Origin of the sequence: Flavobacterium maritimum (genome assembly GCF_040049085.1) — a bacterium.
Taxonomy (GTDB): Bacteria; Bacteroidota; Bacteroidia; order Flavobacteriales; family Flavobacteriaceae; genus Flavobacterium; species Flavobacterium maritimum.
In genome coordinates, this window is sequence record NZ_JBDLZY010000004.1 from 157,009 (window position 1) to 180,774 (window position 23,766).

The following is a 23,766-nucleotide window of genomic DNA, read 5'->3' on the forward strand; positions in this document are numbered from 1 at the left end:
TTTTTATTTGCTGTAATCTTTTGATACTATTTACGCTAGTTACTGAATTAATGCAAAAAAGAATAAAGTGATATTTATAAAATTGTACCAATATAAAATATGAATCTTTCGAAGTAAATATTTGCAAAATAGGAGTTATTGTGTGTTTATTATTTTTTTATGGTTAAATAAATACAAAGTTTTCAACACTACTACGTTTTCGTAAACGGATTTGACAGTTAGGGTGTTGAGGGTATAAAAATTTGCATAATTTTAACGCACAAAGAAAAAATAACCTACAAATACGTAAATAAATTCTAATATAATTAGGTATTATTTAAAAAATTAGCTTCAAAAAAACCTACAATTTAATAATTTAAGTTAATTTTTTATTTATGATTTCTATGATTATTGGTGTTTAGTTGCCGATTAATCTAACCTACTATTTATGCCAAATTTTATTTTGCAATCCCTTTTTGCCCCAAAAAAGAGATTATTAACCTTGATTGCATTTTGTTTTTGTATATCAATTTCCGGAAATGCTCAAAATCTTATTTCGAATGGAGGTTTTGAGAGCACCGGCGGATACACAAGTAATTATTCCCTTATTACAGCCCCGTTTAGCGGAAACAGTATCCCAGGTCAGTATGCAGTTACAACCAATCCTCAACCTGTAAATACTGCAAATTTTATGACCAGTACCGATCATTCTGGATCGGGTAACATGATGATTGTTGATGGGCAAAATAATGATATATTTTACAAATATGTGAATTTACCGATTCAAAGAGGTTTGAATTATACATTTACTTATTGGGTTAAAAACATTAATAATGTTACTAACGGGGCTAATCCGGCACCTAAGATTGATTTAACGTTATCCAATCAATGCCCGTGTGTTAAAACGTTAATAGCGGGTAATTCAGATGTAGGTGCAATGCCTGCCGGATGGAATAAAGTATCTTATACGATAAATGTGGCAGGTACAGGAACGGCATTTATCCATTTTGAACTTTCTACAAATGGTGCTGGTGGTGGCGGAAACGATTTTGCGATAGATGATGTGTCATTATATGCACCTCCGGCTCCTTTGACGATTTCAAGTTCAAATATTAATCCCAATTGCCCAACAAGTACAGATGGTACTATTGTAGCCTATCCTAATGGAGGAGTCGCTCCTTTCAGTTTTACATTATCAGGAACAAGTTCAGCTACAAATAGTACGGGTATTTTTCAAAATTTAGCAGGGGGGAACTATACTGTTTCTGTTACCGATTCAAATTCTCCAGCAAGTACGATTGCAACAGGGACAATCACTTTAGCTGCTCCTCCAGACATTACATTAGTAGAAAGTCCTATTGGTTGTCATTTGTCAGGCGATGCGGTAACATTAACTGCTGCTAACGGAAATGGTACCTATAACTGGACCGCATCTCCCGGAGGAGTATTAGTAGGTACAGGTAATAGTATAACAGTTAATCCAACAGTAACAACAACCTATACCGTGAGTTCTTCGATTGTTCCTCCATCGGTTGGAAATTTAATTGGGAATCCAGGTTTCGAAAATGGAACATCAGGCTTTTATTCGGATTATGGTTATTCATTAACGAATACAAGTGGAGCACAGTTTGCTTACGGTATCGTTACAAATCCTTCATTGTGGTATAATAAGTTTACTACTTGTACTGATAAAACAAGCGGTTCAGGGAATATGTTAGTCGCTGATGGAGCGACAACAGCAGATAGTGTCATTTGGTCTCAAACTGTACCTGTTGAAAATTCTAAGACATATAATTTCTCTTTTTGGGTACAAAATATCGGTGATGGAGTTAAAGCGACTTTTCAAGTTCTAGTAAATGGAAGTCCTATTACCATATCTCCAATTTCAGCAACCAATAATGTTACGGCCGGTACACCTGCTACCACAACGTGTAATTGGACAAATATTACCGGTACTTGGGCATCTGGAGGAGCGAGTTTAGCTACTATTAAAATTATTGATACTAATATATCTGGAGGTGGAAATGATTTTGCAATAGATGATTTATCATTCAGTACAACAAGTTCTAAAGTTTGTAATTTAACAAAATCATTGACAGTAAATATAGGAGGGACTCCACCTGTTACTACTTTTACCTACCCAACTCCGGTATGTAAGAATGGTACTAATCCAACTCCAACAGGAGCTACAGGATTTGTAACAGGAGGAACGTATAGTTCAACTTCTGGTTTAAGTATAAATGGTTCTACCGGTGTAATTGATTTGGCAACTTCAACAGCAGGAACCTATACGGTAACTTATGCTGTGATTTCAAATGCTTCAACTTGTCAATTGGCAGGTTCATCTACTTTTGATATAACAATTAATTCGCAACCAACAGCAGGGACTGATGGGAATACTACTGTTTGTGATAATAGTGTTGCAGTGATTAATCTTTATAGTTTGATTATAGGAGAACAAACGGGAGGAACATGGTCAAGAACTTCCGGAACTGGTGGGGCGTTTAATGGAGTAGCGGGAACATTTACGTCTGCAATGGGAGCGACAACAAGTACCTTTACATATACTTTAACAGGAGCGGCTCCATGTGTAGATGATTCAAGTATTGCAACAGTAAATATAAATGCAACACCAAATGCAGGAATAGATGGTACTACAACGGTTTGCGAGTCTAATACGACTGCAATAAATTTATCTACTCTACTTACTGGAGAACAATCAGGAGGAACATGGACCAGAACTACAGGAACAGGAGGAACATTTAACGCAGGAGCAGGGACATTTAGCCCTGCTATAGGAGCAACAACAAGTACGTTTACTTACACAGTCGCCGGAACAGCGCCTTGTTTAAGTGATGCGAGTGTCGCTACTGTGAATATAAACACACAGCCGATAGCGGGGTCTGATGGGAGTACTACCGCTTGTGACAATAGTGTTACGGCAATTGATCTTTATAGTTTAATTACAGGAGAACAAATAGGAGGAACTTGGTCAAGAACTACTGGATCTGGAGGGACATTTAATGCTGGAGCAGGAACATTTACTCCTGCAGTAGGAGCGACAACAAGTGCCTTTGCATATACTTTGATGGGAGTAGCTCCATGTATAGATGATTCAAGTATAGCAACAGTAAACATAAATGCGGCACCTCTCTTATCAATTAATTGTGGTACTCCAACAGCGACAAGTGTAACTTTCAATTGGAATACAATTGCAGACGCAACAAGTTACAGCTATAGTTATAGTGTTGCGTCAGGATCACCAGTAACCGGTTCTGTATCCAGTGCTATTACAACTCTAAGCATCAATAGTCTTTCACCTGGTCAAAATGTTGCCATTACAATTACACCTGTCGGAAGTGTTTGTGGGGTAGCGGCATCAGGAAATTGTGTGTCTTCAAATTGTCCTACACCAACGGTGGACCCAATTGCCAACATACCGGTTTGTGTGAATCAAACAGTAACTGTTCCAAGTTTTGCAAGTACACCCGTTGGTGCAATATTTAATTGGGCTAGTAATAATACTTCGATTGGCATTGCCGCAAACGGGACTGGCGATATACCGTCTTTTATAGCAGTTAATACAACAACAACTGTTCAAAAGGCAACTATAACAGTAACAGCAAATAATGGTATATGTACCGGTCCAGCCACAACATTTGATATTATTGTTAATCCATTACCAATAGTTACCTTAAATAGCCCAACAGTTTGTTCAGGAGCAAGCGCTACCGTGACTGCTACACCGGGAACGGTAGGAACATATAATTATGCGTGGACCGTGCCATCTGGAGCAACTAATCCGGGTAATGTGGCGAGTTTTACAACAACAGTTGCGGGGAATTATAGCGTTATTATTAGTAACACAACTACTACATGTGTCAGCGCTAGCGCATCAGGAACTGTAACTATAAATTCATTGCCAACAGTTACTGTAAACAGTCCAACAGTTTGTTTTGGTATGAACGCTACAGTAACAGCAACTCCAGGTATAGCAGGGTCTTATAATTACGTGTGGACTGTGCCATCTGGTGCAACTAATCCTGGTAATACAGCGAGTTTTACAACGACAGTTGCGGGGAATTATAGTGTTATTATTACTAACACAGCCACTACTTGTGCCAGTGCCAGTTCATCAGGAACGGTAACGATAAATTCATTGCCAACGGTTGCCGTAAACAGTCCAACAGTTTGTTCAGGTTCAAGCGCTACCGTGACAGCAACTCCGGGGACATCAGGAGCATATAATTATGTGTGGACTGTGCCATCTGGAGCAGTTAATCCCGGTAATGTGGCGAGTTTTACAACGGCAGTTGCTGGGAATTACAGTGTTGCCATTACTAATACAACAACAACATGTTCCAGTGTAGGTGCGTCGGGAATAGTGACCATTAATACTACACCAATCGCTACCGCAACTCCTGCGTCTCAAACCATTTGTTCTGGAGCCCAAACAGGAATAGCTCTTTCAAGTAATACAACTAACACAACATTCAATTGGATTGTTCTATCTCAAGTGGGAGTAACAGGAGCATTATCAGGTAGTGGAAACAATATTTCCCAGGTTTTAACTGCAACTGGAACAACTTTAGGAACTGTAATTTATTCGATTACTCCAACAGCTAGTGGCTGTATTGGTAATTCAATTCAGGTGTCAATTGATGTTACACCGGCTCCAAAAACAATTGCAACACCAAGTTCACAATCCATTTGTTCAGGTGATACTACTTCTTTTGTATTATCAAGTGATTTAATAGGTACAACATATGACTGGAATGTGGTGCAAACTAATGTGACGGGAGGAGCTGCAGGAAGCGGAACAGCTATTTCAGATGTATTAACAACGATAGGGAATAATGCTGGACAAGCAGTTTACACTATTACACCAAAATTAAATGGCTGTTACGGCTCACCTATTTCAGTAGTGATTGATGTAAATCCGATACCGGTAGTTTCGGCAAACCCGGCGGCCGAAACCCTTTGTTCCGGAGAAACGACCAATATTGCTTTATCAACCTCCAATGTAGTGGGAGCTACCTTTACTTGGACGGTTAGTCAAACTGGAGTTGCAGGTGCTTCTTCAGGAAGTGGAAATATGATTAATCAGGTATTAACAGCAACTGGACCAGTTCAAGGTACTGTAGATTATACCATTACTCCTTTGAAAAACGGATGTGCCGGTGTTCCAATAATAGTCACAGTAACGGTTAATCCAACTCCAGAGGTTTTTGGACCTGCAAGCACTACTATTTGCAGTGGAGAATCTCCAAATATAAGTTTGTCTCCAAGTATTGTAGGGACAACATTTGATTGGACTGTCATTCAATCTGGAGTGACAGGAGCAACAGATGGTTCCGGAGATGTCATCAATCAAATTTTGGAAACTTCAGGGACTGCACAGGGATCAGTAATTTACAGGGTTACACCAACTCTAAATGGATGTGTAGGAACATCTTTGGATATAAAAGTACTTGTAAATCCATTACCATTGCCAGAGTTAACAGACGGGGTAATATGTGTTGATCAAGCAACAAATGTTGCATTTCAAACGCATACATTAAATACAGGATTGAGTATTTCATCTTATAATTTCGAATGGTATTTTGAGAATGTACTTATTGCAGGTGCAGTATCAAATACGTATGAGGCAACTTTAGCGGGGAATTATGAGGTAATCGCAACTAATAAAGTTACAGGTTGTGTTTCTTCTCCAGTTTCGGCAAATGTTGCAGCTTCATTTCCAGGAGAATCGATAGCAACTACACAAACACCGGCATTTGCCGATGATGCGACAATAACAGTTACCGTAACCGGCGGGAATGGTATTTACGAATACAGATTAGACGACGGACCTTTTCAGGCATCTAATATATTTACAAACGTAACTGCAGGGCCGCATACAGTAACTGTTGGTGATACCAATGGCTGTACCAATTTAACCCAAGATGTTTTTATCATTGGATATCCTAAATTCTTTACCCCAAATGGCGATGGATTTAATGATTCCTGGAATCTTATCGGATTAAGTAATCAACCACAGGCAAAAATTTATATTTTTGATCGCTATGGGAAATTGCTTAAACAAATCAGTTCTGCCGGGGATGGTTGGGACGGTACTTATACAGGACAATTAATGCCTGCAACCGATTACTGGTTTACGGTAGAATATACAGAACTATCTGCAACAAAAATTTTTAGAGCTCATTTCTCTTTGTTGAGGTAAAAGTATAAACACGCTGAAAAATTAAAATGGCTTCCGGTTTGAGGAAGCCATTTTTGTTATAATGAAATTATTCTGAATAGAAACTTTATTGTTTTTACTTTATTTCAAAGTGGCAAGTTCTGCCTATCTTATATTTTATTGCAGTTCCATAAAAATTTTCTTGATCAGGGCTATTTCTTCCTGATACATTGTTTTTTTTCGGGTAGCAAAATAAAGAGTGTTTTTAAGAGGTGTTTTGCCTTGCCAAATGAGTTTAACGAGTCCATTATCAATTTCTTTTCGGCATAAAAAATCAGGTACAACTGCCAATCCTTTGCCGCTACTCAAACAACGTATAATGGAATTTAGATTAGGAACAATATAATTAGGCCTGAAATCAGGATGTTTATTAAAATTCAACTGCCAAAAGCGACGTAAATGCTCCATGTCTCCAGTGGTTCCATACCATTTTTGTTGTTTTAACCACAGTTCTATATCTTGATCAGTCCCATTCTTTTCTACAGTACCAAATTCTAAATCGTCAATTTCACTACCACCAACAAGTACAATGGTTTCAGAAGAAAACGGCTGATAATCAATACTGCTTTTAATCACCATTTGTGGCGTAATAATTAAATCTAAAATTCCTTTTTCTAAACTTTCTACCATTTCAGGATATTCTCCAAACTGAATGATAACATTAAAAGGTAAAGTTGAAATGTATTGTTCCAACGTAATTTGAAATGTTTCGAAACACATGCCTACGCTGATGGTTGGCGTATTTTTTTCGGTACTTCTTTGGAAATTCTTTTCAGCTTCTTCCAGTTTAGTCATAGCCTCAATGATAAAATTATAAAGAACTTTTCCTTTTTCGGTGGGAATCATTTTTCTGCCGGTTCGGTCAAATAATTTATAACCCACATAATTCTCGAGAGAACTCAAATGCAAACTCACACCGGGCTGTGATATAAATAGAACTTCCGCTGCATTTGTCAGGGTTCCTGTTTTATAAACCGCTTTAAAGGTTCGATACCATTCTAAATTTACCATAGCTATTATAATTATAATGCAAAGGTATGAATTAAGTTATTTTAATAATAGAACTTGTGGTTATAACTTTGCATCATCAAATTAAAAAAAGTAAAATCATGACAAAAATATTTATAATCAATGGCGGGCAAAAGTTTGGCCATTCCGGCGGTAGGTTTAATGAAACCATTTCAAATGAAACCTTGAATTTTTTTAAAAGCAATACAGCTTTTGAAATTAAAACAACAAATATAAATGATGACTACAATCCGGCGACAGAAGTCGAAAAGTTTGTATGGGCAGATGTAATTATTTATCACACTCCAATATGGTGGTTTCAGTTGCCACACGGATTTAAAAAATACATCGATGTGGTTTTTACTGAAGGCCATGCCAAAGGAATTTACAAAAGTGATGGGCGATCTTCAGAAAATCCATCTGTTAATTACGGAACAGGAGGGATGCTTCACGGTAGAAAATACATGTTGACCACATCCTGGAATGCACCAAAAGAAGCTTTTACATTGCCAGGAGAATTTTTTAACCAGCATAGTGTTGATGAGGGACCGTTATTTGGTTTTCATAGAATGAACGCTTTTACCGGAATGAAACCATTGGAAAGCATCCATTTTCATGATATTGAAAAAAATGCTAATGTAGAAAATGACATTAAATTATATCATAAGCATTTGACACAGTTATTTCTAAATTAATTATAGAATAATATTAATTGGTATAAAAAGGCTCCTCATATTAGTAGATCTATGAGGAGCCTTTTTTTATACATAAAATAGTAGAAATTACCTGTTACTCAACATTGCCTTTTCCTTGATAATATCACTAATTTTTCGATTCTCGATTTTGCTTTCCAACCAAGAGATAATATCAAGATAAAGAAAGGCCCTTTTCTCGTATTTGTTTTTTTCTAATTCGATAAAGCGTTTTCTCATTTTCACAAACTCCTTTTTGATATCACTTGGATATATGGAGTTTAAGTTTTTCAAAAAGCGAATGATTTCTTTTTGGACTTCATGTAAATCATTCATTTTCAGTAAAAACTTATACGTGTTTTTCAATTGGTTTTCCAAATAATAATCTTTGCCTAATTCATAATGGGCAATCAAACAAAGGATACGGGAAAAACACATTAAATCCTCACGCATCGTAAGATTTTTATTGTTTATGATTTTCTCCAAATAATAGATAGACTCCGTATATTTCTCGTTACCAAAATAAATAGAAGCTATTTTATAGTAAAACAACATTTCGTGATGTTCATCAAGATGTTCACTGTGAATTTTTAATTTTTCTAAAACTTCGGGAATTAAGTATTCTGCTTCCGCAAAAGTGCCTTCCAGAATATGATAGTTCAATTTGTTATTATACAAATATAGGAATGATAAGGAAGCGATATTGTCATTTACCGGAAAACGTTGGTCTTTGAGGGTTTCCTCCAGACGCGATAAATAGTTTTTGAATTTCGATTTGTATTTGAGCATATATAATGACTCCAGTAAATAATGATTTCCTTTAAGAAAAAATACGGGATTCAGATAAATCATATTTGGATTTTCATAAAAAAGAGTTACCCATTTATCTGCGTATTTATAGCAGGAAAGAAAATCCTGAACTAAAAAACTTCTCCAAAGGTTGGCATTGTAAAACCAATATTTCTCTCTGAAGCCAAATTTATCCTCATCGTATTTAGGAATGTGTTTGTGAAAGTAGTCATCTATATATTTATATTCCTCATCACTTTTCACATATCCTGTTTTAAGCATAATGCCATATAATTGCAGGGATAAGTTGGACAATTTACTGGAAATTGTATTTCGGTAATTTAATTCTTTTGCCTGAATAACTAATTCGTCTGCTCGTCCTTGGATACTTCTGGTTATGTATTGTGATTCAATTAATTTTTCGAATTCCACAATTTCATAGGCCATGAGTTTTTCATCATTTTCCAATGCCTGCTGTTTGGTCTTATCCAAGATTTTTAGGCTTTGCTTGTACAAACCTTTATTGTACAATATAGTAGCAAAATCAATTTGCTCCCTTAATTGATAGCGGATGTTTTGACTCGGGATATTTAAACGGATACTTACTAAAATTTGCTTGTACAGATAGGATTTCAGATTGGATAATTGTACTTTTTTGATGATGCCACTTTTTAAAATAAGTTTCTCATCATACACTTCAGATTTATCTAAAATATTGAATAATTCTATAAATTTTGTATTTGAACTTGTTTCAAGCCGGCTTGCAAAAATCTTAAATTGTCTTTTTTCGGATTTTGAAAGTGATTTAATTAATACAAATAAGAAATCTTTTTGATGGTTAGCCATTGTAAAATAAAGTAATGTAAGTTGTTGTTTTTCAATGAGTTACAAAGTTTTTATTTCCTTTATAAACAGTATATTCTATTAAAATGGTTTTTATAACTAAGTATTGAGATATAAATTTGTTATTAAGATGTGAAATTACATTAAATAAATGAAAATGAATAGAGAGAAAGTTCAAATTTTTGATACCACTTTAAGAGATGGAGAACAGGTCCCTGGATGTAAATTAGACACCAACCAAAAATTAGTTATAGCAAATCGCTTAGACGAAATGGGTGTTGATATTATAGAGGCTGGTTTTCCCGTTTCCAGTCCTGGTGATTTTTTATCAGTTTCAGAAATAAGCAAGGTTGTGAAAAACGCTACTGTTTGTGGCCTTACCAGAGCGGTGAAAAATGATATTGATGTTGCTGCCCAAGCTTTAAAATATGCCAAAAAACCACGTATTCATACTGGAATTGGCACTTCAAATTCACATATACAACACAAACTCAATACAACAAGAGAAGACGTGATAGCAAGAGCTAAATATGCTGTATCACACGCTAAAAGTTATGTTGAAGATGTTGAGTTTTATGCAGAAGATGCTGGTAGAACTGATAATGATTTCTTGGCCAAAGTTTGCGAAGAAGTTATAAAATCAGGTGCTACTGTACTTAATATCCCAGATACGACGGGTTATTGTTTGCCTGAAGAATATGGTGCTAAAATAAAATACCTAAAAGAAAACGTTAAAGGAATTGAAAACGTTATTATATCCTGTCACTGTCATAATGACTTAGGGATGGCGACGGCTAATTCAATTGCGGGAGCTGTAAATGGAGCGAGACAAATAGAATGTACAATAAACGGTATTGGTGAGAGAGCTGGAAATACGGCCCTTGAAGAAGTGGTGATGATTTTTAAACAACATCCTTATTTGAATTTGGATACCAATATTAATACCAAGCAGCTTAACGAAATGAGCCGATTGGTTTCTGAAAGTATGGGTATGATTGTGCAGCCTAATAAAGCTATTGTTGGTGCAAATGCATTCGCTCATAGTTCTGGGATTCATCAGGATGGTGTGATTAAAAACAGAGCTACTTATGAAATCATGGATCCTTTGGATGTTGGCGTCAATGAGTCTTCAATTATTCTTACAGCTAGAAGTGGTAGAGCGGCATTGGCTTACAGAGCTAAAAAAGTAGGTTATGAACTTACAAAAGTACAATTGGATATTGTATATGTCGAGTTCTTGAAGTTTGCTGATATAAAGAAAGAAGTATTGGATGATGATATTCATCAAATTATTGAAGCTTGTAAAATACAAAGTGATTTAATCAGAAATTAAAAAAAAGTTTAGAATAGAACAGCCTTGGATTAACACACAAAATCAAAATTATGAACTTAAAAATAGCAGTATTACCAGGAGACGGAATAGGTCCAGAGGTTGTTTTACAAGCCAAAAAAGCTTTGTATGCAGTAGGTGTGGTGTATGATCATGAGTTTGTTTTTGAAGATGCTCTGATTGGTGCTGTAGCTATTGATAAAACCGGAAACCCATTACCGGAGCAAACATTGAATCTTTGTTTAAATACAGATGCAGTAATTTTTGGTGCTGTTGGTGAACCAAAATATGATAATAATCCTGATTCAAAATCACGTCCGGTTCAAGGATTGTTGAAATTACGTCAGGCTTTGGGGTTGTATGCCAACATAAGACCAATTAAACCGTATAATGATTTATTGGATTTATCTCCTTTGAAAAGGAAAATAATTGAAAATACAGACTTTGTAATTTTTAGAGAACTTTCAGGAGGATCTTATTTTAGCGAGAAGAAATTAAATGAAGAAGGGACTGTCGCTTCTGATCTTTGTGAATATTCTGAAGAAGAAATAGCGCGGATTACCCATTTGGCTTTTAAAGCTGCATTGAAAAGACGTAAAAAAGTGACTTTGGTTGATAAAGCCAGTATTCTGGAAACGTCCAGGTTGTGGAGGAAAGTTGTAACAGAAGTTAGCGCAAATTATCCGGATGTTGTTTTGGATTTTCTGTTCGTGGATAATGCTGCAATGCAAATTATAATTAATCCAAAGCAATTTGATGTTGTTTTAACGGAAAATTTATTTGGTGATATTTTGTCTGATGAAGCTAGTGTAATTACAGGATCGATCGGATTGTTACCTTCTGCTTCTTATGGAAACTCAAACGCACTTTTTGAGCCAATTCATGGATCGCATTCACAGGCGAAAGGGAAAAATATAGCCAATCCAATTGCTTCAATATTATCAGCAGCAATGCTTTTGGAACATTTTGGACTTCATGCTGAATCCCAAAAAGTATATGAAGCTGTGCAAAAAGCAATTGAATTGAATGTGGTAACAGTAGATTTAAATCCATATTCAAAATTTGGAACAAATGAAGTGGGAGATTTCATCTCAAACTATATTTTAAGTAAAGACGATTTGTTGTATTTCAATAATGACAACGTCTACATAGGGCAATCAACTATTGTTTAGAAGACAATAGAATAAAATGCATTTATAATTGAAATGCATATAATAATGAGATTATGTTTTTTTAGTTCTATTTGTTTTGTACTTTTGGAACACAAAAAATAAAAAAATGCAAATCAACACTATTATTTCCTCAATTATTAATGTCATTGTGATCATCACAGATGCAGGGGAAATGGTATAGATATAATTAAAAAAATATTTAAAACCTCCCAAATCAATTTGGGAGGTTTTTTTTTAGAATGAATTTAAAACATACAAACATAAATACAATGGAATTAAATAAATACAGTAAGACAATAACGCAAGACGTAACACAGCCAGCAGCACAAGCAATGTTGTACGGAATTGGATTAACAGAAGAAGATCTTAAAAAAGCGCAGATTGGAATTGTAAGTATGGGTTACGAAGGGAATACTTGTAACATGCACTTAAATGATCTGGCAAAAGATGTTAAAAAAGGAGTCTGGAATGCGGATTTAGTTGGATTGATATTTAATACTATTGGTGTTAGTGACGGTATTTCAAACGGAACAGACGGAATGCGTTATTCATTAGTTTCCCGTGATGTAATTGCAGATTCTATCGAAACGGTAATGGGAGCACAATGGTATGATGGTTTGATTGCCATTCCTGGTTGTGATAAAAATATGCCAGGAGCCTTAATTGCTATGGGAAGAGTAAATCGCCCTTCAATTATGGTTTACGGTGGAACAATCCATTCCGGAAGATGGAAAGGAGAAAGCCTTAATATTGTTTCTGCTTTTGAGGCATTAGGAAAAAAGTTCCAAAAAACTATTTCTGATGAAGATTTTAAAGGAGTTATAAAAAACTCTTGTCCTGGTCCTGGTGCTTGTGGTGGAATGTATACTGCTAACACAATGTCTTCTGCTATTGAAGCTTTAGGGATGAGTTTGCCATATAGTTCGTCAAACCCAGCTTTGAGTGAAGATAAAAGGAAAGAATGTGATGCTGCTGGAAAAGCAATCAGAGTTTTGTTAGAAAAAGATATCAAGCCTAGAGATATCATGACGCGTAAAGCTTTTGAAAATGCGATTACAATTGTAGCTGTATTAGGAGGTTCAACGAATGCGGTTATGCACTTAATTGCTATGGCACATTCGGTAGATATCGAAATAACTTTAGAAGATTTTCAATCAATAAGTGATAAAACACCTGTACTTGCTGATTTGAAACCAAGTGGTAAATACATGATGGAAGATTTACATGCTGTTGGAGGTGTTCCCGCAGTAATGAAATATTTGTTGAAAGAAGGATTTATTCATGGAGATTGTTTGACCGTAACCGGAAAAACAGTAGCTGAAAATTTAGCGATTGTTCCTGATTTGCATGATGGACAAGAAGTAATTCATGAAATTCAAAAAGCATTAAAATCAACCGGAAACATCCAAATATTATACGGAAACCTTGCTTCTGAAGGATGTGTTGCCAAAATTAGCGGGAAAGAAGGAGAGTATTTTGAAGGAACTGCGGTTGTTTTCGAAAGCGAATTTGATGTTATTCCAGGTATTCAAAATGGATTGGTAAAACCAGGAGATGTAGTCGTCATCAGGTATTGTGGACCAAAAGGTGGTCCAGGGATGCCTGAAATGCTAAAACCAACATCAGCTATTATGGGTGCTGGATTAGGAAGTAGTGTTGCTTTGATTACAGATGGTAGATTCTCTGGAGGTTCACATGGATTTGTGGTAGGTCACGTAACACCAGAAGCGTATGATGGTGGTGGTATAGCATTAGTTGAAAATGGTGATTTAATTACTATTGATGCAGTTAAGAATACGATCAACTTGAAAATTAGTGAAGAAGAATTTGCAAAAAGACGTGCCAATTGGGTACAACCTCCTTTGAAAGCAACAAAAGGTGTTCTTTTAAAATATGCAAGATCTGTGTCAAGCGCATCTACAGGATGTGTTACCGATAAATAAACAAAGAAAAAGCAATAACAAAACTCAATTGCTAAAGCATTTTGAAATTTGTAAAAGCTAAAAAGATAAAAAATGAAAAACAATAAAATATCTGGTGCCGAAGCGGTTATCAGATGCCTGTTAGAAGAAGGAGTAAACATCGTTTATGGCTACCCAGGAGGTGCAATAATGCCTGTTTACGACGAGTTATATAAATTTCAAGATCAGCTGCATCACGTTTTGGTGCGTCACGAGCAAGGTGCAACTCATGCTGCACAAGGCTTTGCAAGAGCTACAGGAAAAGTAGGAGTGGCTATTGCTACTTCAGGACCTGGAGCAACGAATTTAGTTACAGGAATAGCAGATGCTCAAATAGATTCCACTCCATTAGTATGTATTACGGGTCAGGTTGGGAAGCATTTATTAGGTTCCGATGCATTTCAGGAAACCGATATTATTGGAATTTCAACTCCAGTGACCAAATGGAATTATCAAATTACTGAAGCGCACGAAATTCCAGAAATCATTGCCAAAGCTTTCTTTATAGCAAGATCGGGTCGTCCAGGTCCTGTTTTAATTGATATTACTAAAAATGCGCAATTTGATGAGTTGGATTTTAGTTATAAAAAATGTACCAGTATTAGAAGTTACACTCCAAAACCAACTTTAAATCTTGATAAATTAAAAGAGGCTGCAGCGTTAATTAATAGTGCAAAAAAACCATTAATAATATTTGGTCAGGGAGTTATCCTTAGTGAAGCGGAAGCCGAATTAAAAGCGTTTATAGAAAAATCAGGAATACCTGCAGCTTGGACAATTTTAGGTCTTTCTGCATTGCCAACAGATCACGCCTTAAATGTTGGAATGGTGGGAATGCACGGTAATTATGGTCCAAATGTTTTGACTAACGAATGTGATGTTTTGATTGCGCTTGGAATGCGTTTTGATGATCGTGTTACCGGAAATTTAGCTACTTATGCAAAACAAGCCAAGGTAATTCATTTTGAAATTGATCCGGCAGAGGTTGATAAAAATGTAAAAACAACTGTGGCTGTTTTAGCAGATCTAAAAGAGTCTTTGACCGCTATATTGCCACTTATCGAGAATAATTCGCATGATTCATGGCATAATGAATTTAAAGAAAAATATAAAATTGAATTAGAGGCTGTAATTAATGATGAGTTGAAACCGAAGAAAGAAGGGATTTCTATGGGAGAAACTATCGAAATGATTAATAAACACTCTAAAGGTGATGCGATAATGGTTTCGGATGTGGGACAACACCAAATGTTCGCTTGCCGTTATGCTAAATTCAATTCGACCAAAAGTAATATTACCTCGGGTGGGTTAGGTACCATGGGATTTGCATTACCGGCTTCGATTGGTGCCAAAATGGGAATGCCTAATCGCGAAGTGGTTGCTATCATTGGTGATGGAGGTTTTCAAATGAACATTCAGGAATTAGGAACTATTTTTCAAACACAGGTTCCGGTAAAAATAGTCGTTTTAAACAACGAATTTTTAGGAATGGTGCGTCAATGGCAGCAATTGTTTTTTGACAAAAGATATGCTTCTACTGAAATGATCAACCCTAATTTCATCGCTATTGCTGAAGGATATTATATTAAAGCCAAAAAAGTGACAAAGAGAGAAGAGTTAGATGCAGCTGTAGCAGAAATGATGGCTTCAAAAGATTCTTATTTCCTTGAAGTTATGGTAGAAAAAGAGAATAACGTATTCCCAATGATTCCAACAGGAGCTTCTGTTTCAGATATCCGATTAAGTTAATATTATGGAAAATAAAACATTCACCATTTCTGTTTATTCAGAAAACAACGTTGGCTTATTAAACAGAATATCAGGAATATTCTTAAAACGCCATATCAATATTTTGAGTTTAAATGTATCCGAATCTGAAATAGAAAATGTTTCCCGATTTATTATTGTGGTAAACACTACTGAAAAATGGGTACAAAATATTGTAGGTCAAATCGAAAAACAAATAGAAGTTATCAAGGCGTTTTACCACGTAGACGAAGAAATAATTTCTTTAGAGAGTGCTATATTCAAAATTGAATCTGGTTTGTTATTTGACGAAAGACAAATTCAAAATATCATCAAAGAAAGTCATTCTGAAATCGTTACTGTTTCCAGAGATTTTTTTGTGATTTCAAAATCAGGAAAACATTCTGAAATAGTAGCATTATACGAGAAATTAAAACCTTTTGGAATCATGCAGTTTGCTCGATCAGGAAGGATATCAATTTCCAAATCAAAAATGGAAATTTCAACATTATTAGAAGAACTTAAACAGTAATTGGACTGCCGTTTAAAAGGCATCTGTTTAGTTTTTTCAACTATATTAAATCTATCAATTATTAAATTTTACATTCATTAAATATTAAAAAAAATGGCAAATTATTTCAATTCATTACCACTTAGATTACAATTGCAACAATTAGGAGTTTGCGAATTCATGGATCAATCCGAATTTGCAAATGGAGTAACAGCTTTAGCAGGAAAAAAAGTAGTTATAGTAGGTTGTGGAGCTCAGGGTTTGAATCAAGGTTTAAACATGAGAGATTCTGGATTAGATATTTCTTATGCGTTGCGTGCAGATGCAATCGCTGAAAAAAGAGCTTCTTTCAAGAATGCTACTGATAATGGTTTCAAAGTGGGAACTTATGAAGAATTAATTCCAACCGCTGATTTGGTATGTAACCTTACTCCGGATAAACAACATACTGCTGTAGTAACAGCTATTATGCCTTTGATGAAAAACGGTTCAACTTTGGCTTATTCTCACGGTTTTAACATCGTTGAGGAAGGAATGCAAATTCGTAAAGACATTACAGTTATTATGTGTGCTCCTAAATGTCCGGGATCTGAAGTTCGTGAAGAATATAAAAGAGGTTTTGGTGTACCAACTTTAATTGCTGTACACCCAGAAAATAATCCAAACGGTGAAGGATTTGAACAAGCAAAAGCTTATGCAGTTGCTACTGGAGGACATAGAGCAGGAGTTTTGAACTCTTCATTTGTAGCCGAAGTAAAATCGGATTTAATGGGAGAACAAACAATCCTTTGCGGAATGTTGCAAACAGGTTCTATTTTATGTTTTGACAAAATGGTTGAAAAAGGAATCGAGCCGGGTTATGCTTCAAAATTGATTCAATACGGTTGGGAAACTGTAACTGAAGCTTTGAAACATGGTGGAATTACCAATATGATGGATCGTTTGAATAATCCTTCTAAAATTGAAGCATATGAATTGGCTGAGGAACTAAAAGATATCATGCGTCCATTATTCCAAAAACATATGGATGATATTATCTCTGGTGAGTTTTCAAGAAACATGATGATTGACTGGGCTAATGATGATATTAATTTATTGACTTGGAGAGCTGCTACTGCAGAAACTAATTTTGAAAAAACAGCTCCAACGGAAGCTCCAATTTCAGAACAAGAATATTTTGACAATGGTGTATTGATGATTGCCATGGTAAAAGCAGGAGTTGAATTGGCTTTCGAAACAATGACTGAGTCTGGAATCATTGAAGAATCAGCTTATTATGAGTCTTTACACGAATTGCCTTTGATTGCCAATACCGTAGCAAGAAAAAAATTATATGAAATGAACCGAATCATTTCGGATACAGCGGAATATGGTTGTTATTTATTTGACCATGCTTGTAAACCATTATTGACTGATTTTATGAAAACAGTTGAAACTAACGTAATTGGAAAACCATTTTCAACTGCAAACGGAGTAGATAATTCAGTATTAATTGCTGTAAACAAAAGTATTCGTCAACACCCTATCGAAGAAGTAGGTGAGTGGTTGAGAGAATCGATGACAGCTATGAAAAAAATAGGCTAATGAAAAAATTAGGAATTACCACACATGAGGGTGTGCTGGAATTTGCATTATATCATTTGAATCCATAATATTTTGAATTAGTAAACATCTATTAAAAGACCAAAAAAGCGATATTGATGCATAATTACATTCACTTAGCTTCGAATGAGCTTGAAAGTTAAGTGAAGTAATTCCTTATCATAATTGAAATTTGTAATAGGATTTTTTTATTACTAAATTATTTGTTGTTAAATATTGTTGAGATAAAAGCGGGGTAGTACATCTATCTCGCTTTTTTTATAGCCTATAAATTTCTAAAAGTAGCAGAAAACAAACAAATAACGACAAAAATGTTCTTTTTTTTATGTCATATTTAATTTTTCATAGGAATTAATAAATTAAATAATTTTAAGAATTGAGAGAGATTTAATACTTTTATAAAAAATTAAAAAGGATGAGCTATTATAAGATTGATAATTTAGAACAATATTTTAAACATTACAATAAATCAGTTCGAGAACCAAGAAAATTCTGGGGAAAAATAGCCGAAGAAAATTTTACTTGGTACCAATATTGGGAAAAAGTTGTTGATTTCAATATGGCTGAAGCCGAAGTAAAATGGTTTACTGATGCCAAAGTTAATATTACCAAAAACTGTATTGACAGGCATCTCGCAAAAAGAGGTGACAAAACGGCAATTATATTTGAGCCAAACGATCCAAGCGAAACGGCATTACACATAACTTATAATGAATTGTACGAGCGTGTTTCTAAAATGGCAAATGTGTTGCGTGAACAAGGAATTAAAAAGGGAGATCGTGTTTGTATCTATTTACCAATGATTCCGGAATTGGCTGTGGCTATTTTAGCTTGCGCCAGAATCGGAGCCATTCATTCAGTTGTATTTGCCGGATTCTCATCTTCGGCTGTAGCTGCAAGGATAAATGATTGCGAGTGCAAAATGGTGATTACATCTGATGGCGGTTATCGTGGAAATAAAACGATTGATTTAAAAGGGATTATAGACGAAGCTTTAGAAAATTGCCCTTCTGTGAAATCTGTTTTGGTTATCAAAAGAACCAATACAGAGGTGAATATGAAAGAAGGACGTGACCAATGGTTGCAGCCGCTTTTAGATCAGGCATTAGGTAATAATGTTGCAGAAATAATGGATGCTGAAGATCCTTTATTTATTCTTTATACATCCGGCTCTACCGGAAAACCTAAAGGAATGGTTCATACCACCGCAGGTTATATGGTTTATACAGCTTATACTTTCAAAAATGTATTTAATCATGAAGAAAATGACATTTTTTGGTGTACAGCCGATATAGGTTGGATTACCGGTCATTCTTATACTTTATATGGTCCGCTTTTAAATGGAGGAACAACGGTAATTTTTGAAGGTATTCCATCATATCCGGATTTCAGTCGTTTTTGGGAAACGATCGAAAAACATAAAGTAACCCAATTTTATACAGCGCCAACAGCTATTCGTGCTTTGGCAAAAGAAAGTTTAGAATATGTTCAGAAATATCCTTTAAAGTCTTTGAAAGTGATTGGCTCTGTTGGAGAACCAATTAATGAGGAGGCTTGGCACTGGTACAATGACCATGTTGGCGATAAAAGATGCCCAGTTGTAGATACTTGGTGGCAAACAGAAACAGGAGGTATTATGATTTCTCCAATAGCTTTTATTACTCCGACGAAACCCACCTACGCCACATTGCCTTTACCTGGAATTCAACCCGTTTTGATGGATGAAAGACGTAATGAAATTGAAGGTAATCAAGTGGTTGGAAGTTTATGTATTAAATTCCCATGGCCAGGTATTGCGAGAACAATTTGGGGAGATCACCAGCGATACAAAGACACTTATTTCTCTACCTTTCCAGGTAAATATTTCACAGGGGATGGGGCATTGCGTGACGAAGTAGGTTATTATAGAATTACGGGCCGTGTAGACGATGTTGTCATTGTTTCAGGACATAATCTTGGTACAGCTCCGATTGAGGATGCTATTAATGAGCATCCTGCTGTTGCTGAATCAGCTATTGTAGGTTTCCCTCATGACATTAAAGGGAATGCATTATATGGTTTTGTGATCTTAAAAGAAACCGGAGAATACAGAAATAAGGAAAACTTAACTAAAGAGATTAATCAACATATAACGGATCATATCGGGCCGATTGCTAAATTAGATAAAATCCAATTTGTTTCCGGTTTGCCTAAAACACGTTCAGGAAAAATTATGCGTAGAATTTTACGTAAAATTGCAGAGGGTGATTATTCAAATTTTGGTGATACATCTACTTTACTAAATCCTGAAATTATTGATGAGATAAAAGAAGGACGATTGTAAATAAAATAAGAAGGTTTAAAATAAAAAATGCTTTATCTGTTTTGATAAAGCATTTTTTTTATTTCAAATTTTTAGCGCTGAGATATGATATAAATCTAAAATCAATTTGCTAAATTTACTACAATATGAAAAGCAATCAAGTACTAATTATTGGTGGAGGATTGGCAGGATTGACTGCGGCTATACATTTGTCTAAAATTGGTTTTCAAGTTATTCTGGTTGAAAAGAATGAATTTCCTAAACACAAAGTTTGCGGAGAATACATATCTAATGAAGTATTGTCATATATGGATTGGTTAGGGATAAATGTTCAGGAGCTGCAACCAACAAACATAGCAAGACTTCAGTTTTCTACTTTCAATGGGAAAACGATAAATTGTATTTTGCCCTTAGGAGGATTTGGTGTTAGCAGGTATGCTTTAGATGAATTTCTCTATAAAAAAGCTATTAAACTAGGGTGTCAAATAATTTCAGATACTGTTGAAGATATCGTTTTTGAAAATAATCATTTTACTGTAAGTACTTCAAAAGGTGTTGTTTTAAAGTCTGAAATTGTAATTGGTGCTTTTGGAAAACGTTCCACGATTGATCAAAAACTAAATCGTAATTTTATTAGAAAAAAATCACCTTGGTTAGCTGTTAAAGGGCATTATTCAGGTGTTTTTCCTAATGATTTGGTAGGTTTACATAATTTTAAAGGTGGTTATTGCGGTGTTTCAAAAGTGGAAAATGACATCATCAACGTATGTTATTTAGCGGATTATGAAACATTCAAAAAATATAAAAACATTGATGATTATCAAAAAGAAGTCCTTTTCCAAAATCCTTCTTTGAAATTCGTTTTTGAAAATTGCTCTTTGCTTTTTGATAAACCCTTAACGATCAGTCAAATTTGTTTTGAAAAAAAGCAAGCCGTTGAAAACCATATTTTAATGATTGGAGATACGGCAGGATTAATCCATCCCTTGTGCGGAAACGGAATGGCAATGGCTATTCACAGTGCAAAAATTGTTTCAGAATTGGTTAATGATTACTATAAAATTGAAAGTAAAACCAGAGCCGAATTAGAGAATGAATATATTCAGAAATGGAATTTTAATTTCAAAAAACGGCTGGAGACAGGGCGGTTTTTAGCTATGATTTTACAAAATCAAAGAATTTCTACTGTGTTAATGTGGTTATTAGTTAAATTTCCTGTGGTATTGTCAAAAATTATAGAAAGGACCCACGGACGACCAATAATTATAGAACGATAAATGACATTAAATACAAAATACAGAACTGACAAACTGGAAACCATGGATGATTTTTCCATGGAAGGTGAGGTTTTAAGAGATGCTTTGGATAAAATTGCCAAAATCAATCATCTGTTGGGAGGAAACAAACTAACTTTAAGAGGAATCCGGAAATTAATTGCATCCCTACCAAACTCAAGAAGAATAACAATTGTTGATGTGGGTTGTGGAAATGGTGATATGTTGCGTACGATTGCTGATTTTGGATTGAAGAATGATTTAAAATTTAAATTAATCGGAATTGATGCAAACGCTTTTACAATAAACCATGCTCGGAAGTTATCTGATTTTTATCCCAATATCACTTATAAATGTCAAGATATTTTTGATAAACCTTTTACAGAATTAAAATACGATATTGTTTTGTGTACCTTGACTTTGCATCATTTTAAGGAAGAAGAAATATTAAAATTGATGACTGTTTTTTATTCTAATGCGGATATTGGGATTGTAATTAATGATTTGCAAAGAAGTGCGATTGCTTACCGATTATTTCAGTTACTGTGTTTTGTTTTCAGATTGAATGAAATGTCACGGGAAGATGGGTTGACTTCAATATTGAGAGGTTTTAAAAAAGAAGATTTGATTCGGTTTTCAGAAAAATTAAATTTCAAAAAATATACAATCCAATGGAAATGGGCTTTCCGTTACGAATGGATTATAAAAAAAGATAACGAGATAATAAACAAATAGAAAAAAGATGTAAAAAGCTTAAACCTGTTATCTATTCGTCTTTCATCTAAAAGTCTTAAAAAAATATGAGTGTAAAAATAAAAACGGTTACAAAACAGCTGCCCAAATATTCCAGAACAACTGAAGAAATTATCCCTTTCCTTGATTCTTGGCTGAATGGTCAAGAGGAACGCTTTATTAGAAAAGTAAAAAAAATTTTCGAAGGTGCCGCTGTTGACAAAAGATATTCGATTATGGATCCAATTGAGGTTTTTACTAAAACTTCATTTGAAGAGAGAAATGATATTTATGTCCGTGAAGTAATTGATTTGGGTGAAAAAGTACTCGAAAAAGCTTTAAAAAAAGCAGATTGGAAACCAGAAGATTTGGATTATATCATTACCGTTAGCTGTACTGGAATTATGATCCCGTCATTAGATGCATATTTGGTTAATTCGTTGAAATTACGCCAGGATATTGTGCGACTTCCCGTAACTGAAATGGGCTGTGCCGCCGGGATTTCAGGAATTATTTATGCCAAAAATTTTTTACAGGCTAATCCAGGGAAGAGGGCTGCGGTAGTTGCAGTCGAAAGTCCTACAGCTACATTTCAATTGGATGATTTTTCGATGGCAAACATTGTCAGTGCTGCAATTTTCGGAGATGGTGCGGCTTGTGTTTTACTTTCGTCTCACGAAGATGATCATGGGCCGGAAATAGTAGCGGAAGAAATGTATCATTTTTATGACAACATTCATATGATGGGTTTTAAATTGACCAATTCTGGTTTGCAAATGGTATTGGATATTGAAGTTCCTGAAACGATCGCATCTCACTTCCCCGATATTATCCATCCTTTTTTAGAAAAAAACAATTTAAAAATGGAAGATGTTAGTCATTTGATTTTTCATCCCGGTGGGAAAAAAATTGTTCAGACAATAGAAACCCTATTTTTCAATATGGAAAAGAATATAGATGACACGAAAGAAGTTTTGCGTTTGTACGGTAATATGTCAAGTGCTACTGTTTTATATGTTTTAGAACGAATAATGAACAATAATCCTCAAGAAGGTGAATTAGGATTGATGTTGAGTTTTGGGCCTGGATTTTCAGCGCAAAGGGTTTTGTTGCGATTTTAATAATAGAAATTATTTTGTCAAGAAATGAATAATCGAGAAATTATATCCAAATTACCGTATTCCAAACCATTTTTGTTTGTGGATGAGATAATCCAAATCAATGAAAATGGAGTGGAAGGCACCTTTACTTGCGATGAAAATCTTGATTTTTATAAAGGACATTTTAAAGACAAACCCGTGACACCAGGTGTAATTTTAACGGAAGTTATGGCGCAAATTGGGTTGGTTTGTCTGGGAATATTTCTGTTAGATGATACATTTAATAAAAACACTTCAATTGCTTTAACGTCAACAGATATTGAGTTTTTGAAACCTGTTTTTCCAAATGAAAAGGTTACTGTGATTTCAGAAAAAGTATATTTTAGATTTGGGAAATTGAAGTGCAAAGTCAGTATGAAAAATGAAAAGGATGAAACCGTTTGTACGGGAGCAATTTCAGGAATGATGGTTTGACCCGGTTGTA

The 23,766-nt window shown here is 35.0% G+C and carries 15 protein-coding genes; 13 read left to right on the forward strand and 2 right to left on the reverse strand.

The window, feature by feature from the left end; translation table 11 throughout:
* The first annotated feature begins 427 nt into the window (after positions 1-427).
* The gene (locus ABEB23_RS10070) at positions 428-6,202 is read left to right on the forward strand and encodes a PKD-like domain-containing protein (RefSeq protein WP_348812467.1); all 5,775 of its coding nucleotides are present in this window, start codon (positions 428-430) and stop codon (positions 6,200-6,202) included.
* A 135-nt stretch (positions 6,203-6,337) separates the two neighbouring features.
* Here ABEB23_RS10070 and ABEB23_RS10075 read toward each other — a convergent pair whose 3' ends face one another.
* Positions 6,338-7,231 (reverse strand): LysR family transcriptional regulator, encoded by an 894-nt coding sequence (locus tag ABEB23_RS10075; RefSeq protein ID WP_348812468.1) that lies wholly within the window; start codon positions 7,229-7,231, stop codon positions 6,338-6,340.
* A 98-nt stretch (positions 7,232-7,329) separates the two neighbouring features.
* Between ABEB23_RS10075 and ABEB23_RS10080 the strand changes: the two genes are divergently transcribed.
* The gene (locus ABEB23_RS10080) at positions 7,330-7,923 is read left to right on the forward strand and encodes an NAD(P)H-dependent oxidoreductase (RefSeq protein ID WP_348812469.1); all 594 of its coding nucleotides are present in this window, start codon (positions 7,330-7,332) and stop codon (positions 7,921-7,923) included.
* Between the two features lie 87 nt (positions 7,924-8,010).
* On the opposite strand, the gene ABEB23_RS10085 is transcribed toward ABEB23_RS10080, so the two are convergent.
* Positions 8,011-9,555: a hypothetical protein gene (locus ABEB23_RS10085; protein ID WP_348812470.1), complete on the reverse strand. Its 1,545-nt coding sequence runs from the start codon at positions 9,553-9,555 to the stop codon at positions 8,011-8,013.
* 154 nt (positions 9,556-9,709) lie between these two features.
* On the opposite strand from ABEB23_RS10085, the gene ABEB23_RS10090 reads away from it, so the two are divergent.
* The 11 genes from ABEB23_RS10090 (at position 9,710) to ABEB23_RS10140 (ending at position 23,756) form a co-directional block, all read left to right on the forward strand.
* Positions 9,710-10,885 (forward strand): 2-isopropylmalate synthase, encoded by a 1,176-nt coding sequence (locus ABEB23_RS10090; RefSeq protein WP_348812471.1) that lies wholly within the window; start codon positions 9,710-9,712, stop codon positions 10,883-10,885.
* A gap of 50 nt (positions 10,886-10,935) precedes the next feature.
* Positions 10,936-12,054: a 3-isopropylmalate dehydrogenase gene (gene leuB, locus ABEB23_RS10095; RefSeq protein ID WP_348812472.1), complete on the forward strand. Its 1,119-nt coding sequence runs from the start codon at positions 10,936-10,938 to the stop codon at positions 12,052-12,054.
* 269 nt (positions 12,055-12,323) lie between these two features.
* Positions 12,324-13,997: a dihydroxy-acid dehydratase gene (ilvD, locus tag ABEB23_RS10100; RefSeq protein WP_348812473.1), complete on the forward strand. Its 1,674-nt coding sequence runs from the start codon at positions 12,324-12,326 to the stop codon at positions 13,995-13,997.
* Positions 13,998-14,069: 72 nt separating this feature from the next.
* On the forward strand, positions 14,070-15,764 hold the full coding sequence (gene ilvB / locus ABEB23_RS10105) for a biosynthetic-type acetolactate synthase large subunit (RefSeq protein WP_348812474.1): 1,695 nt from the start codon (positions 14,070-14,072) through the stop codon (positions 15,762-15,764).
* Positions 15,765-15,768: 4 nt separating this feature from the next.
* Positions 15,769-16,293 carry an acetolactate synthase small subunit gene (gene ilvN, locus ABEB23_RS10110; protein ID WP_348812475.1) on the forward strand — a complete coding sequence of 175 codons (525 nt, stop codon included), beginning with the start codon at positions 15,769-15,771 and terminating at the stop codon, positions 16,291-16,293.
* 93 nt (positions 16,294-16,386) lie between these two features.
* Positions 16,387-17,856 carry a ketol-acid reductoisomerase gene (gene ilvC / locus ABEB23_RS10115; protein WP_348812476.1) on the forward strand — a complete coding sequence of 490 codons (1,470 nt, stop codon included), beginning with the start codon at positions 16,387-16,389 and terminating at the stop codon, positions 17,854-17,856.
* A gap of 433 nt (positions 17,857-18,289) precedes the next feature.
* Positions 18,290-20,197 carry an acetate--CoA ligase gene (acs, locus tag ABEB23_RS10120; RefSeq protein WP_348812477.1) on the forward strand — a complete coding sequence of 636 codons (1,908 nt, stop codon included), beginning with the start codon at positions 18,290-18,292 and terminating at the stop codon, positions 20,195-20,197.
* Between the two features lie 125 nt (positions 20,198-20,322).
* Positions 20,323-21,453 (forward strand): NAD(P)/FAD-dependent oxidoreductase, encoded by a 1,131-nt coding sequence (locus tag ABEB23_RS10125; RefSeq protein ID WP_348812478.1) that lies wholly within the window; start codon positions 20,323-20,325, stop codon positions 21,451-21,453.
* Positions 21,454-22,185 carry a methyltransferase domain-containing protein gene (locus ABEB23_RS10130; protein ID WP_348812479.1) on the forward strand — a complete coding sequence of 244 codons (732 nt, stop codon included), beginning with the start codon at positions 21,454-21,456 and terminating at the stop codon, positions 22,183-22,185. It abuts the gene before it with no gap.
* A 65-nt stretch (positions 22,186-22,250) separates the two neighbouring features.
* Positions 22,251-23,303: a type III polyketide synthase gene (locus ABEB23_RS10135; RefSeq protein ID WP_348812480.1), complete on the forward strand. Its 1,053-nt coding sequence runs from the start codon at positions 22,251-22,253 to the stop codon at positions 23,301-23,303.
* Between the two features lie 24 nt (positions 23,304-23,327).
* The gene (locus ABEB23_RS10140) at positions 23,328-23,756 is read left to right on the forward strand and encodes a 3-hydroxyacyl-ACP dehydratase FabZ family protein (RefSeq protein WP_348812481.1); all 429 of its coding nucleotides are present in this window, start codon (positions 23,328-23,330) and stop codon (positions 23,754-23,756) included.
* Positions 23,757-23,766: the final 10 nt, after the last annotated feature.